Origin of the sequence: Streptomyces sp. NPDC087844 (assembly GCF_044742785.1) — a bacterium.
Taxonomy (GTDB): domain Bacteria; phylum Actinomycetota; class Actinomycetes; order Streptomycetales; family Streptomycetaceae; genus Streptomyces.
On record NZ_JBIUVD010000016.1, the window covers coordinates 26,088 to 40,749 of the forward strand.

The 14,662-nt window shown below is 72.7% G+C and carries 10 protein-coding genes; 7 read left to right on the forward strand and 3 right to left on the reverse strand.

Annotated features, from left to right (window positions below; genetic code table 11):
- Window positions 1-79: 79 nt before the first annotated feature.
- Window positions 80-2,680, reverse strand: coding sequence for an ATP-binding protein (locus ACIOKD_RS27620; protein ID WP_402089354.1), 2,601 nt, complete (start codon window positions 2,678-2,680; stop codon window positions 80-82).
- 197 nt (window positions 2,681-2,877) lie between these two features.
- Here ACIOKD_RS27620 and ACIOKD_RS27625 point away from each other — a divergent pair, with 197 nt between their 5' ends.
- Window positions 2,878-6,144 carry a family 78 glycoside hydrolase catalytic domain gene (locus ACIOKD_RS27625; RefSeq protein ID WP_402089356.1) on the forward strand — a complete coding sequence of 1,089 codons (3,267 nt, stop codon included), beginning with the start codon at window positions 2,878-2,880 and terminating at the stop codon, window positions 6,142-6,144.
- Window positions 6,145-6,244: 100 nt separating this feature from the next.
- On the opposite strand, the gene ACIOKD_RS27630 is transcribed toward ACIOKD_RS27625, so the two are convergent.
- Window positions 6,245-6,961 carry a peptidoglycan-binding protein gene (locus ACIOKD_RS27630; RefSeq protein WP_402089358.1) on the reverse strand — a complete coding sequence of 239 codons (717 nt, stop codon included), beginning with the start codon at window positions 6,959-6,961 and terminating at the stop codon, window positions 6,245-6,247.
- A gap of 231 nt (window positions 6,962-7,192) precedes the next feature.
- Window positions 7,193-7,939, reverse strand: a complete 747-nt coding sequence (locus ACIOKD_RS27635; RefSeq protein WP_402089360.1) for an SAM-dependent methyltransferase — start codon at window positions 7,937-7,939, stop codon at window positions 7,193-7,195.
- Between the two features lie 343 nt (window positions 7,940-8,282).
- On the opposite strand from ACIOKD_RS27635, the gene ACIOKD_RS27640 reads away from it, so the two are divergent.
- Genes ACIOKD_RS27640 through ACIOKD_RS27665 form a run of 6 tightly spaced genes read left to right on the forward strand, consistent with a single transcriptional unit; the run spans window position 8,283 to window position 14,625 of the window.
- The gene (locus tag ACIOKD_RS27640; RefSeq protein WP_402089362.1) at window positions 8,283-9,539 is read left to right on the forward strand and encodes an ATP-grasp domain-containing protein; all 1,257 of its coding nucleotides are present in this window, start codon (window positions 8,283-8,285) and stop codon (window positions 9,537-9,539) included.
- Complete coding sequence (locus ACIOKD_RS27645; RefSeq protein ID WP_402089364.1) at window positions 9,536-10,423, forward strand: Rossmann-like domain-containing protein; 888 nt, start codon at window positions 9,536-9,538, stop codon at window positions 10,421-10,423. Before ACIOKD_RS27640 ends, ACIOKD_RS27645 begins: the two co-directional genes overlap by 4 nt.
- Window positions 10,420-11,508 carry a PLP-dependent cysteine synthase family protein gene (locus ACIOKD_RS27650; RefSeq protein WP_402089366.1) on the forward strand — a complete coding sequence of 363 codons (1,089 nt, stop codon included), beginning with the start codon at window positions 10,420-10,422 and terminating at the stop codon, window positions 11,506-11,508. Before ACIOKD_RS27645 ends, ACIOKD_RS27650 begins: the two co-directional genes overlap by 4 nt.
- Window positions 11,505-12,608 (forward strand): dipeptide epimerase, encoded by a 1,104-nt coding sequence (locus ACIOKD_RS27655; RefSeq protein ID WP_402089368.1) that lies wholly within the window; start codon window positions 11,505-11,507, stop codon window positions 12,606-12,608. Before ACIOKD_RS27650 ends, ACIOKD_RS27655 begins: the two co-directional genes overlap by 4 nt.
- Window positions 12,605-13,843: an MFS transporter gene (locus tag ACIOKD_RS27660; RefSeq protein ID WP_402089370.1), complete on the forward strand. Its 1,239-nt coding sequence runs from the start codon at window positions 12,605-12,607 to the stop codon at window positions 13,841-13,843. The genes ACIOKD_RS27655 and ACIOKD_RS27660 overlap by 4 nt, the downstream gene beginning before the upstream one ends.
- The gene (locus tag ACIOKD_RS27665; protein WP_402089372.1) at window positions 13,840-14,625 is read left to right on the forward strand and encodes a class I SAM-dependent DNA methyltransferase; all 786 of its coding nucleotides are present in this window, start codon (window positions 13,840-13,842) and stop codon (window positions 14,623-14,625) included. Before ACIOKD_RS27660 ends, ACIOKD_RS27665 begins: the two co-directional genes overlap by 4 nt.
- The last annotated feature ends 37 nt before the right edge of the window (window positions 14,626-14,662 follow it).

Here is a 14,662-nt window from a genome sequence, read left to right on the forward strand (position 1 = left end):
TCGCCTACCTATGTCGACCTACGCCTGCCTATGTCCACCTACGCCTGTCCAGGTCCGCCTGCTTCCAACGTACCTCCACCTACGACTCGCGGCCCGGCAGGATTCCGAGCTCCGCGGCACGGGCGGCGGCCTCGCGCCGCGAGCGGGCACCGAGTTTCTCCAGGACGGCGGCGACGTGGTTGTCGACGGTACGGACCGACACGACGAGCCGCTCGGCCATCTCCGGGTTGGTCAGACCCCGGGCCAGTAGCCGCACGACCTGCAGTTGCCGCTCGGTGAGGCCGGCGGGGTTGTCCCGGGTGGCGGCGAGCGGCCCGCGCGGGATGCGGCGGACGCCGAGGTGCCGCAGCTCGGAGCGGACCAGCCGTGCCAGGGGTTCGGCGCCCAGCGCGTCCAGACCCGCGAGGGCGGTGAGCTTGTCGTCCGGGTCCGGGCTCTCGGCGAGGGCGGCGGCCTGCTCGTACGGGCAGCCGGCCGCGTGCCACATCCGGGCCGCCTCCCGCCAGTGGCCGGCACTCTGGAGGGCGTACGGGTGGTCCGAACCGTCCTGCGGTACGGGGTGTCCGGCCCTGGTGAGCCAGTGGCCGAGCTCGGCGCGGTGCGGGACGACGTTCAGCCGGCGTGCCTGCTCGAAGGTCTCACGGGCGAGTTCGGCCACGGCCGCATGATCGCCGCGGAGCCAGGCGGCTTCGGCCCGGGCGGCGGCGACCGGGCCGGTGCGCTGGAGTTCACGGGTGCGTACGGCGATCTCCCAGGCCTGGTCGAGCAGTTCGTCGCCCCCTTCGCGACCGCGCCGGACCCGGACCCGGGCGAGGACGGTCAGCGCCGGGCAGCGGGCGGGGACGAAGTCGTGGGCACCGATCTCGGCGTGCCGCTCCGCCTCGTCCCAGGCGCCCGCGGCGAACTTCCGCAGCCCCGTGGCCACATGGAGATAGCTCAGGAACCCGACGTGCTCGGCCCGGTCGGCCAGCTCCATCCCGGGGGCGAGGAAACGGTCGGCCTCGGTGTATTCGAGGCGTTCCAGCAGCGTCCAGATGAGGTTGGCGTACGAGCGGCAGGCGTGTTCGACCTCGCCCGCCGCCAGCGCGACCCGCAGGCTCTCCTCCAACTGGGCGCGGCCCAGCGGGTCTCCGTCGCGCCAGCGGGCGGAGCCGACGTTGTTCAGGGCGTGCGCGAGGATCGCGTTGTCGCCTGCGCGGCGGGCCAGGAGGATCGCGCGCTCGCCGAAGTCGATGGCCTGTGCGGTGCGTTCGGACAGCATGTGGAGCTGCGAGGTGTTGCTGAGCGCGAGCGCGAGGAGCCGTTCGTCGCCCGCCCCCTCCAGGACGGCGATGGCTTCCCGCGCGGCACGCTGGGCCTCGTCCGCGTTCCCCGCCCACCAGTGGATACGGGAGAGCCAGCGCAGGTCGGCGCCGAGCGCCCGGGTGTCGCCGAGGAACCGGCGCAGCGCGACCGCGTCCTGTTCGGCGTCCACGGCGGCCGCGGAGTCGGCGATGGTGTAGCTCTCGATGGCGAACCGCTCCAGCAGATCGGCGAGTTCGGCCGCCTCGAAGCGGTCGCGCTGTCGCAGGACCAGCCGCAGATGAGCCGCGGCCTCCCGGTGCGCGCCCGCGTCGGCTGCGTCCCGGGCGGCATCGGGCCCGTACCGTGCGATCGCCTCCTGGTCGCCGGCCTGGGCCGCGTGGTGGACGACGCGGGCCGGGTCGGAGCCCGGTTTCACGACGAGCGAGGCCAGGACCTGGCGGTTGAGTTCGATGCGCCGTGCGGCGGGCAGTGAGTCGGCGACGGCCCTGCGGATCAACTCGTGGCGAAATCCCACCCGTTCGGGCGTCACGGTCAGCAGTCCGTGCTGTTCGGCGACCGCCAGCTCTGCGACACCGTCCGGCAGCAGCGCGTCCATGAGAGGCCGTTCGACCGCGGAGGGCACGACGGCGAGCTGTTCCAGGGCGTCCCGGGTGCGGTCGTCCAGGTCGCGCAGCCGGGCGAGGACCGCGTCGACCACCGTAGGCGGTACGGCTCCGGTGCCGCCGGCCGCCACCACCTCGGCGACGAAGAACGGGTTGCCCGAGGTGACCTCGTACACCTCCGCCGGGTCCAGGCCGCTCACCGCGCTGAGCCTGTGCACGGCGCCCGGGGAGAGCCGGGACAGCGGCAGGCGGTGCACGCGTTCGGCCCGGGACACCTGGCCGAGGAGGTGGTGCAGGGGGTGGCTACGGTCCAGCTCGTCGTCCCGGTAGGTCAGGACCAGGACGGCCGGCAGGCGCTCCACCCGGTGCACCAGGAACCGCAGTGCGTCCAGGGAGGCCTCGTCGGCCCAGTGCACGTCCTCGACGACGAGGACGGCAGGGTGCGGGGCCGCGGTGAGTTCCGCCCGCAGCGCGTCGTAGACCCGGGGCCGGTCGCCGCCCGCCATGAGCGCCCGCGCCAGTTCCGCGCCGACACCGCCGACGAGATCGCGGAAGGGGCCGAGCGGCCGGCGCGTCGTCAGGTCGTCGCACTCCCCCACCAGGACGCGCGATGCGGCGGGCAGCACTCCCGGCATGGCCTTCACCAGGCTCGACTTGCCGATGCCCGCCTCGCCGTGGACGAGCACCACGGAGCCGGCCCCGTCGGCCGCCTCCCTGGCGGCCGAGGACAGCCGGTCCAGCTCGTGCTCTCGTTCGAGGATCCCCCCATCCACGGCGCCATGCTGGCACATGCACGCCTCTTGCTGCCCCACAGCGGCACCCATAGGATCGTTCAAGAAATTGTGAAACGTTTCAAAAATCCCGCACAGGCTCACACAGGCCCACACGCCTCCCTCCCGCCCCTTCTCCCACCCTCTCGCTCCAGCACCCGCACCCGCACCCGCGCACATACGCAAGCAAGGGACACCACATGACCAAGGGTTGGAACCGCCGTGCCTTCCTCCGGACCTCGGTAGCCGGAGCGAGCGCCTCCGCCGCCCTCGCCCCGGGCGTAGCCGCCGCCTCGGCCCCGGACGCCGACGCAGCACGGCCGGGCCGGCTGCACATCGAGCGCACGACCGTCGAGTACGCCGAGACATTGCTCGGCACCGAGGTGGAACAGCCGCGTCTCACCTGGGAGTTGACGGCCGACGGGCACGGAGCCCGACAGAGCGCTTACCACGTGAGAGTCGCGCTGAGCGAGAAGGGCCTGCGTGCGGGGAAGCGCGCGGTCTGGGACTCCGGCCGGGTCGCGTCGGACCGCAGCGTCGGGATCGCGTACGCGGGCCCCGCCCTTGAACCGCGCACCCGCTACCACTGGCAGGTCAGGGTCTGGGACGGCGAGGGCCGGCCGTCGGCGTGGAGTGTGCCGCGCTGGTGGGAGACAACGTTGTCAAAGGACTCCTGGCAGGGGTTCTGGATCGGTGCGGCTGCCGCGCCCGAGCCGCCCACGTTCGACGGCGCGTCCTGGATCTGGTCGCCGGGTGCGACCTCGAACGACGCCCCGAACGGGCCTCGTTGGTTCCGCGGCGCACTCACCGCGCCCGCGGGCGCCGAGGTCCGAAGAGCCACGCTGCTGGCGACGGCCGACGACGACTTCACCCTGTACCTCGACGGCGTCCAGGTGATGCACCAGGCCGAGCAGACCGACGCGTGGCGGCAGGGCCATCTCCTCGACGTCACCGAGGAGGTGAAGGCGGCGGGCTCCGGGCGCCTGGTGGTCGCCGCCCTCGCGACGAACCGCGGCAACGCGTCCGTCAACCCCGGCGGCCTGCTCGTACGGCTCCTCGTGGAACACGGGACGGGGACCGCGGAGCTGGTCACGGGCGAGGGCTGGCGAAGCGCGGACACCGAGCAACAGGGCTGGCAGCAGGTGGAGTTCGACGACAGCGCCTGGTCCGGGGCGGCCGTGCTCGCCCCGTACGGGCAGGGCCCCTGGGGCTCCGGTGTGTCGATCGCGGCGCCCGAGCAGCCGGCCCCGCTCCTGCGCCGTGAGTTCACCGTCACGAAGCCCGTCGCCCGCGCCCGCCTCTACATCAGCGGACTCGCCTACTACGACGCCGAGATCAACGGTGAACGCGTCGGCCGCCAGGTCCTCGACCCCGGCTTCACCGACTACGACGAGACCGTCCTGTACGCGGTCCACGACGTGACGGCCCACCTGCGCCGGGGCACCAACGCGATCGGTGTCACCCTCGGCCGCGGCTTCTTCGGCATGACGACACCGAACGTCTGGAACTGGCACCGCCCGCCGTGGCACGACGAGCCGCGCCTCCTCGGTCAGTTGGAGATCGACCACCCCGACGGCTCGCGCACCACGGTCGCCACGGACGGCAGCTGGCGCCTCACCGAGGGCCCGACCCGCTCCAACTCCCTGTATGCGGGTGAGAGTTACGACGCCCGCAAGGCACCCCGGGCATGGACCCGCCCCGGCTTCGACGACAGCGACTGGCAGCGGACGGAACGCCGGGCCGCCCCGAAGGGCACACTGCGCGCACAGCCGCACGACCCGATCCAGGTCATCGAGACCGTACGCCCGGTCGCCGTCGAGGAGTTGACCGAGGGGGTGTACGTGGTCGACATGGGCCGCACGATGGCCGGCTGGACGCGTCTGAGCGTGCGCGCCCCGGCGGGCACGACCGTGCGCCTGGTCCACGGCGAGAAGCTGAAGTCCGACGGAAGCGTGCACGCCGAGACCGGGCACGTCCCCGGACGGTTCCAGACCGACGAATACGTGTGCGCGGGCGGCGGCGCCGACGAGGTGTGGGAGCCCAAGTTCTCGTACAAGGGCTTCCGATACGTGCAGGTCAGCGGTCTGCCCGCGAAGCCCGAGCCCTCGCAGGTGCTGGGGCGTGTCGTGCATACGCCGGTGGAGGCGACGGGTTCCTTCGCCTGCTCCGTGCCGTTCTACCAGCAGCTGGAGCGCGCGATGCGGCGCACGCTCCTGAACAACCTGCACGGCATCCCGACGGACACCCCGATGTACGAGAAGAACGGCTGGACCGGCGACGCCCAGCTGGGCGCGCCGATCATGGCGTACGCGCTCGGCGTGCACCGCTTCCTCTCCAAGTGGCTCGGCGACCTGAAGGACAGTCAGAACTCGGACGGACAGCTTCCGGTGATCGTGCCGAGCGGCGGCTGGGGATACGGCGACCTCGGCCCGTCCCCCGAGTGGACCACGGTGTACCCGTTCCTGCTGCGGGAGATGTACCGCGTGTACGGGGACGAGCGGCTGGCCCGCGACCACTGGACGCCGCTCACCCGCTATCTGGACTGGGAGATCTCCCGGCTGAAGGACGGGCTCGCCGTGACCGCGCTCGGCGACTATCTGCCGCCCGGGTACGGCGGCAACCCGCCCGAGGACACCCGGCTCACCGCGACGGCGTATCTGCACCGCGCGCTCACCGACACGGCCGAGCTCGCCGACCTGCTCCACGACTCGGCGGTCGCCACTCGCTATCGCGGGGCCGCGGCCGGGCTCAAGGACGCCTTCAACGCGGCCTTCCTGGGCCCGGACGGCCACTACCGCACGGCGAAGGACCCCGGATACCGGCAGACGAACAACTGCATACCGCTCGCCTTCGGGCTGGTCCCGCCGGGCGCGCGGGCCACGGTCGTCGACTCGCTCCTCGCCGACATCGAGGAGCGCGGCAACCATCTCAACACCGGCGCGCTCGGCACCAGCGTCCTGCTGCGGCAGCTGTCCGCGCAGGGGCATCCCGAGGTGGCGCACGCGATCGCCACCCAGCGCACCTATCCGAGCTGGGGCTACTGGTTCGAGAACGGCGCCGACACCATGTGGGAGATGTGGCCGGTCGACTCGCGCTCCCGGGACCACTACTTCCAGGGCACGGTCGTGCAGTGGCTGTACGAGAACGTGGCCGGACTCCGCCCCGGCGACGCCGGGTACCGGACCTTCACCGTGCGCCCCGACGGCCGTACGGGCGTGGACTGGGCCCGCACCTCGGTCCGGACCGTCCGCGGAGAGGCCTCGGCGGCCTGGTCGGCCGTGGACGGCTCGGTACGGCTCTCGGTGCGCGTGCCGGTGGGGTCCACGGCGGAGGTGCATGTGCCGGCACCGACGCGGTCGGCGGTACGCGCTCCGGGCGGGGCGAAGTACGCGCGCGTGGAGCCCGGGTTCGTCGTGTACGAAGTGACGCACGGGGGCTGGGAGTTCGTGGGCCGGGCCACCGGGTGAGCCGGGCGGGCGGGGGCGGTGTGACCGGCTCGGGGTGATGCGGTTCCGTACGCTCCGCCGGGCCGGGCACACCGGCCCTCGCGCCCGGCGGGGCACCAGCTCAGGAGGTGGTGCGGGATTCGAGATCCGTGCGGGTGTCGTTGCCGTACACGCCCGTCTCGTCCCCCCGGATGCCGTACCAGAGCTGGAAGCGGGCCACCGCCGCCGTCAGCGTGGCGTCGTACACGCCGGTGGGCGTGCCCTGGTCGTACACGTCGGGGATGCGCAGCAGCCGTTCCTGCAAGTCGCTGACCTCGGGTCCGCTGTCACCCTCGCGCAGCGTGCCGGGTCCGTCGGGATCGGTGCCCGCCGGGTCGCCGCCTTCCTGCGCGGGGGCCGAGGCGGGCGGCGCGGACGACGCGACGGGGGGCCGCGCCTGCGCGGCGTCGTCGTCCTTGTCCCAGGTGAGCAGCAGGGCGGCGCTGAAGCCCCCCAGCGCGGCGACCGTCGCGGCGACACCGAGCACCGTACTGCGGAGGAAGGTACTGCGGCCGTGGGCCGGCCCCTTGCCGGCCGGGCGCTCGCGCGGCGCCGGTCCGCTGCCGCCCTCGGCCACGGGCGGCAGTTCCTGCGTGTCGTCCTCCGTGGTCCAGGGCAGTGCGGCACCCTCCGCCGCCGGTACGGCGACGACCTCGTAGTCCTCGTCCGGGTCGCGTTCCCTCTCCTGCACCTGCCGCAGCAGATCCGCCAACGACCCTGGCTGTCGGCGGCGCAGCACGTTGGTCGGTTCCAGCGCCGACCGACGCGGTGATTCTTCGGGGTCGAACGGTGTCGACAACCTGCTCTCCCTCCGGGCGTTACTGAGAAGGGATACGGGGCGCTCCGCCCGGCGGTTCAACGAGGTGGCGCCCGGCCGGAGCGCGACGCAGAGCCGGCGCGCCCGGTCACACCGGCGCACGATGCCGCGCCGGGCGGGCCGGCCGTCGGTGCGCGTGTGCGCCCGCCCGGCCGGCCCGCCCGCCCGGCACGCGTCAGCGGTCCGTCAAGGGGCCGTCGGGTCAGCGGTCCGTCAGCGGTTCATCAGCGCGAACACACCCCAGCCCAGATACTCGCGCTGGTACCGGACATGGCGCAGGGGCCCGGTCGCCAGGTCCTCGCGCATCTTGTCGGCCAGTTCGTCGTCCGGGTTGGCGTCCAGCCAGCGGCGGGTGCTGAGCCACTGCGCGGCCACGTACCGGTCCCAGCTGTCCTGGTCGGCGAGGACCATCTCCACGACGTCGCAGCCGAGGCCGCCGAACCGCTCCATCAGCTCCGGGAGCGAGCGGTAGTCGTCCCTGCCGCCGGCGTGGCAGCCCTCGACGGTCGCCTGGTCCGGGGGCTCCCGGCGCCAGTACGGCTCGCCGATGAGCATGATCCCGCCGGGGGCGAGGCTCCCGCGCAGGAGATCGACGGTGCCCGCCACCCCGTCGCCGATCCAGGTGGCGCCGACGCACGCGGCGATGCCGACGGGCTCGTCGGCGACGTGGCCCGCCGCGTCCCCGTGCAGGAAGGCGACGCGGTCGGCGACACCCAGTTCCGCGGCGCGGGCGCGCGCCTTCGCCAGGAACACGGTGCTGATGTCCACCCCGGTGCCGGTCACCTGGTGGTCGCGCGCCCAGGTGCACAGCAGCTCGCCGCTGCCACAGGCGAGGTCGAGCACGGCGGTGCCCGGCGCCGGGTCCAGGGCCCTGCCCAGGACGGCCAGCTTCTCGCTGGTGAACGGGTTGTGAATGCGGTGTCCGCTCTCGCGAACGGTGAAGCTACGTGGCAGATCCACTTCTGGGATTCCTTCGGTCCGAGGGGGTCGAGAAGGTCACGGGGGCTGGAGTACGCAGCCCGTCGTAGGCGGCCGCGCTCGTCTGCACCGTCATCTCCCGCACCTCACTCGACAGGAACCGTCACTCGCTCGGACCGGCCGAGGCTAGAACCGCGTTCCGCGCGTGTCCAACGGTTTTCGCCGAATCCAACGGTTTTTGCCGGGGTGGCAACAAAGTCCGGCCCATCAGATGACAATGAAAATGATTGTCGATACCGTGTGCGTCGGTCATGTCGTCCGCACCCCGCCATGGGGCGCCCTCGGCGTGCCCTGAAGCTCAACCGGAGTGCGCGAAAGGGGAGTTGTGGCTCATCTGTTGGTGGTCGAAAGCTGGGTCGGGTCGATGAGCAGACTGCTGCCACGGGCGATCCGGGAGGGCGGGCACGAGTTCACCTTCCTCACCCGGGACCTGCACCACTATCTGCGCTCCGCACCGGAGGGCACGGCCCATCCCCTGCTCGCGGCCCGCAACGTACTGACCGCCGAGACGAACGACATCGAATCCCTGCTCCCGGTCGTGGAGCGGCTGCACGAGGCACTCGGCTTCGACGGCGTGGTCACGTCCTGCGACTACTACCTGCCCACCGTGGCGCGGATCGCCGCGCGGCTGGGGCTTCCCGGGCCGACACCCGAGGCCGTGGAGAACGCGTGCCGCAAGGACACCACCCGTCGTGTCCTTGGCGAGGCCGGCGTCCCCGGCCCCCGGTTCGCCGTCTGTCCCGACCGGGCCGCGGCCGAGGAGGCCGCCCGGGAGCTGGGCTTCCCGCTGGTCGTCAAGCCCGTCGACCTCTGCGCGGGCATGTTCGTACGACGCGTGGACGACGAGGCCGAGCTGACCGAGGCCTGCCGGGCCATCGCGGACTTCCCGTTGAACGCCCGCGGTCAGCTGCGAGCACCCGTACTCCTCCTCGAAGAACTCCTCGACGGGCCCGAAGTCAGCGTGGAGACCGTGTCGTTCGCCGGGACGACTCAGGTCGTGGGCGTGACCGACAAGAGCCTCGGCGGGGCGCCCGCCTTCATCGAGACCGGCCACATGTTCCCCGCCGGCCTCGCCCCGGCCGACGCCGAGGCCGCCCAGGACACCGCGGTACGGGCGATAAAGGCGCTCGGGCTGGACTCCGTCGTGGCCCACACCGAGATCAGACTGACCGCAGCCGGGCCCCGCGTCGTCGAGGTCAACCCGCGCCCGGCCGGAAACCGCATCACCGAGCTCGTCCGTCACGTCACCGGCGTCGACCTGGCCGCCGCCTGCGTCGACGTGGCTCTCGACCGCACCCCTGACCTGCGACCACGTGCCACCGGGCTGCGCAGCGCGGCCGTGGGTTTTCTCGTGCCGGAATCCGCGGGGACATTGGAGTCGATCGAGGGGGCGGAGCACGTGCACGCGGCGCAGGACGTGCTGGAGGTCCAGCTCGCCGAGCCGGGCCGGGCGGTGAAAGCCGCGGGCAGCAACAACGAATACCTCGGCCATGTGATGGCGGGCGACGCCGAAGGGCTGGGCGCGCGAGCCCGGGTCGAGTCACTGCTGTCCGGGCTGCGACCGCGGGTGACCACCCGATGAGGACACCGGCAGCAACGACGGCCGCGGCGGCGACACCCGCACCGGCACCCGCACCTGCACCTGCACCTGCACCACTCTCGTACGACGATCTCGTGCGGCGGGTTCTCGCCGGCGAGCTGGGGCCGGGGCCCCAAGGTCTGAGCGTCTCCGTGGCGTTCACCACGAACCAGGCCGTACGGCACGACGGGCGCCGCGGCGGCTATCGCAACGAGGTGCTCAGTCTGCGCCTCGGCCGGGCGGTCGGCTCCTGCGCCGTCGAACCCGGGGCACTGCCGGACGGCGCCGTGGAGGACTGCGCCGGAGCCGACATCGCGCGGCTGCTGGAGCATCCTCTCCCGTCGGTCCGCGTGGCGGCGCTGGACGCCTATCTGATGCATGTGCGCCCGCATGCGCCGGAGTACGGGGCACTCCCCTCGCCCCTGCCCGCCGGGAGTTCCCTGGAGAAGTCCCGGGCACGGGCGGGGGCCGTCGTCGAACTGCTGGACGTCGGGCCGGGGCAGACCGTGCTCGTCGTCGGCGTCGTCAACTCGCTGCTGGAGGCGCTGCGTTCGCGCGGGATCTCGTACATACCGTGTGATCTCAAGGGTGGTACGACGGAGTGGGGCGAGCGGGTCGCGACCGACATGCACGCCGAACTCGGGCGCTGCGACGCCGTGCTGGCCTCCGGCATGACCCTCGGCAACGGGTCCTTCGAGCCACTGCGGGCGCATGTCCTGGGCAGCGGACAGCGGTTGGTGATGTTCGCACAGACCGGCAGTGCCGTACTGCCCTGGTTCCTCGGTGCCGGGGTGAGCGCGGTGTGCGCGGAGCCGTACCCCTTCTTCTGGCTGGACGGCGGTCCGGGTGTCATCCACCGCTACCGCGGTCCGGAGGCCACGCTGTGACCACGGCCGCGCTGCGTCCCCTCGCCGCCAACCCCGATCTGCTCGCCCTGCTCGGCCGCACACCGCTGGCCCGGGTGACCACCGATCTGCCCTGCCCGCAGCCCGGGTTCTGGGCCAAACTGGAAGGTCTCGCCGCCGGTGGCATGAAGGCCCGGGCGGCGGTGTCCATGCTGCTCGGCGCGCGTGAGCGGGGTGAACTGCGCCCCGGCGCACCGGTGGTGGAGTCCACGTCCGGGACACTGGGCATCGGGCTGGCCTTCGCCGGGCAGGCGCTGGGGCACCCCATCGTGCTCGTCGGCGACACCGAACTCGAACCGTCTATGCGGCAGTTGCTGCGCGCGTACGGAGCCCGTCTCGAACTGGTCGACCGCCCCGCCGGTGTGGGCGGCTGGCAGGCGGCCCGGTTGGCACGGCTGCGCGAGTTGCTCGGCACGCTGCCGGACGCGTACTGGCCCGATCAGTACAACAACCCCGACAACATCGCCGGTTACGCGTCTCTCGCCGCCGAACTCGCCGCTCAGCTGGACCACTTGGACGTCCTGGTGTGCAGTGTGGGCACGGGCGGTCACAGTGCCGGGATCGCGGGGCCGCTGCGCAGGCACTGGCCGGCGCTGCGGCTGATCGGGGTGGACGCCACCGGTTCCACCATCTTCGGCCAGCCCGCCAGGCCCCGGCTGATGCGCGGTCTGGGCAGCAGCATCCATCCGCGCAACGTGGCCTACGAGGCCTTCGACGAGGTGCACTGGGTGGGCCCGGCCGAGGCCGCGGACGCCTGCCGACGGCTCGCCCGCGGCAGTTTCGTCAGCGGTGGCTGGAGCACGGGCGCGGTCGCGCTGGTCTCCGCGTGGGCGGCCCGGGTCCATCCCGGCGCCGTGGTCGCCACCGTCTTCCCCGACGGCCCCCACCGCTATCTCGGTTCGGTCTACGACGACGACTTCGCGGCGGCCCACGGCCTCGACCCGGCTGCCGCCGCCACCCGCCCCGTCGAGATCCCGCACGCACGCGCCGTCGAGGCCACCGGCTGGGTCCGCTGCACCACGGTGACCGACCCCCTGCTCACCACCACCCTGGAAGGGAGCCCGTGAAGGCCACCCTGCGCACCGTGCGGCTCACGCTCGCCGAGCCACTGCGCATATCGCGTTCCACGACGACCGCCCGCGACGCCGTCTGGCTCACGATCGAGCACGACGGCCTGCACGGCCACGGCGAGGCCGTCACCAGCGTCTACTACGGCCTCGACACGGACACACTGCGACAGCGGCTGTACGCGTCCGGCCGCGACCTGGGCCGCTTCCCCGACCCCGAGAGCGCGCTGCGCGAGTGGCCGGCGCGGGACGGACAGCCGGACGACCGGCCTCCCGCGGTCACCGCCGCCGTGGAGGCCGCGCTTCTCGACCTGTGCGGCAAGCGGTCCGGCGCCCCCGTGTACCGGCTGCTCGGGGCCGAAAGCGCTCCGAGCGCCGCCACCGCCCGCACCATCGGCATCGTCCCGGCCCCGCACGCCGCCGCGCAGGCGCGCGCACTGGTGGCCGCCGGATTCGCCCTCGTCAAGGTGAAGGCCGGCACCCCGGACCCCGAGGACGACCTCGACCGCGTACGCGCCATACGTTCCGCCGCACCCGGCGCCCGGCTCCTGCTCGACCCCAACGGCGCCTGGACCGCCGACCAGACCCGCCATCTGCTGCCCCGGTACGCGGAGTTGGGTGTCGAGGCCGTCGAGCAGCCCATCGCCCCCGGTGATCCGGAAGCCCTGGCACGGCTCGCCGAGCACTCACCGCTGCCCGTGATCGCCGACGAGGACGCCGTCGGACTCGAAGACGTGCGCCGTCTGGCGGGCCGGGTACACGGGGTGAACGTCAAGCTCGCCAAGTGCGGCGGCCCCCGAGCGGCACTGCGTATGGCCGAGTTGCTGGCCGGAAGCGGTACCGAGCTGATGCTCGGCTGCCTCACCGCCAGCACGCTGGGCCTGGCACCCGCCGTGCACCTCGCCGACCGGGCCCGCTGGGCCGACCTCGACGGGCATCTGCTGCTCGCCGACGACCCGTGGACCGGGATCGGCGGCGCCGACGGCGTCGTACGGGCGAGTGAGCTGCCCGGACTCGGCGTACGGGAGAGCGGCGCGGGCAGGACGGGCGTGCGGGAGCGGGCAGCGGAAGAGGCGCGCGGGACAGGCGGACATCCGTGAAGACGCTGTACGAGATACGCGGTTTCTCGCCCGCGATCCGGCTCCTCCTCGTCAACCAGTTCGGTGTCAACACCGGCTTCTACCTGCTCATCCCCTATCTGGCCACGCATCTGGGCGAGGACCTGGGCATGTCGGCGGCCGTCGTCGGGATCGTGCTCGGGGTGCGCAACCTCAGCCAGCAGGGGCTGTTCCTCATCGGTGGTTCGGCCGCGGACCGGCTCGGGGCGCGCGGGGTGATCATCGCCGGCTGCGGGGTGCGTACCGCGGGCTTCGCGTTGTTCGCGCTCGGCGACGGGCTCGTGGTGCTGCTGGCCGCGTCCGTGCTGAGCGGACTCGCCGGGGCGCTGTTCAACCCGGCCGTGCGGACCTATCTCGCGCAGGAGGCGGGCGGGCGCAAGGCCGAGGCGTTCGCGCTGTTCAACGTGTTCGCGACGACCGGGGCGCTGGTCGGACCCCTGCTCGGCAGCGTTCTGCTGCTGGTCGACTTCCGGGCGTCCGCGCTCACCGCCGCCGGGATCTTCGCGGTGCTCACCGTGGCGCAGGCCATGGTGCTCCCCGCACGGGCCGTGCCGCCGAGTGCGGGCGGTGTGCTCGCGGACTGGCGCGAGGTGGTCGGCAACCGTGCCTTCCTCGCCTTCTCGCTGGCCATGGTCGGCATGTTCACCCTGGAGAACCAGCTGTATCTGCTGCTGCCCGACGGGGCCCGCCGGGCCACGGGCTGGGACGGCGCGGCCGGACTGGTCTTCCTCGTGGGCACGCTCGCCAATCTGGCGCTGCAGATGCGGCTCACCCGGGCGCTGAAGCCGTACGGCAGACGGGCGATCGGCGGCGGCCTCGCCCTGATGGGACTCGCCTTCCTGCCCCCGATGCTGGTGTCGGGGGCCGACTCCCCCGAGGTGTGGCACGCCGTTCCCGTCCTGGTGGGCGTCCTGCTCCTCTATGTGGGGGTCATGGTCGCGCAGCCCTTCGTGATGGAGCTGATCCCTGGTTTCGGGCGGCCGGAGCTGACCGGCACGTACTTCGGCATCTTCTACATGGTGTCGGGGATCGCCGCCGCCGTCGGGAACACGGCCGTGGGCTGGGCCATGGACGCCGGGGACCGGCAGGACACGGCCTGGCTGCCCTGGGCCTGCTGTCTGGTCTTCGGGCTGGCGTCGGCGGCCGGATTCACCTGGCTGCGCCGCCTCGGAGCCCTGCCCGTACGTCCCGCCCCTGCCGTGGAGGCGACGGTATGACGAGCGGCAACCTGCTGACCGACAACCCGGAGCTGTACGAGGCCAGGTTCCCCGATCCCGAACGACTGGCCGGGCGATGGGCCGAGGACTGTCTGCGCCGGTACGAGGCCGGGCGGAGGGTCCTGGACCTGGGATGCGGCACCGGGCGGGACGCGGCCCAACTGCACAGCGCGGGCCGGTCGGTCGTCGGCGCCGACCTCTCCGAGGAGATGCTGGCGTACGCCCGCGACCGGCACCCCGGCCCACGGTATGTACGCGCCGACCTGCGGGACTTCTCCCTCGGGCCCGAGGTGTTCGACGCGGTGGTGTGCCTGGACAGTGCGCTGCTGTACTGCCACACCAACGACGACCTCGACGGCTTTCTCGCCTCCTGCCGCCGGAACCTGGTTCCCGGCGGGCTCCTCGTCGCGGAGATGCGCAACGGCGCCTATTTCCTGGGCCGGAACGACCTGTTGGACACGCCCAGGGACAACTCTTTGACCTGGCAGGGCGTTTCCTACCGTTCGACGACCACCCTGCGCATCGACCGCACCGCGCAACTCCTGCGCCGTACCCGCCGCTGGACCACCGACGACGGTTCGGTCCCCGTCGAACAGCGCTCGGCCTGGCGGCTTCTCCTCCCGCAGGAACTGTGCCACTTCCTGACCGCGCACGGCTTCACCGTGCTGGAGCTGCACGACGGTCCCGGGCCACGCAGCGAACCGCCGTGGCAGGAGGGCGATCTGCCCTGCGCTTCGGCAGACGCCGACCGACTGCACGTGGTGGCACGCCTCACCGGCTGACCGCCCCGTGCTCCCCCGCCTCACACCGATCACCTGC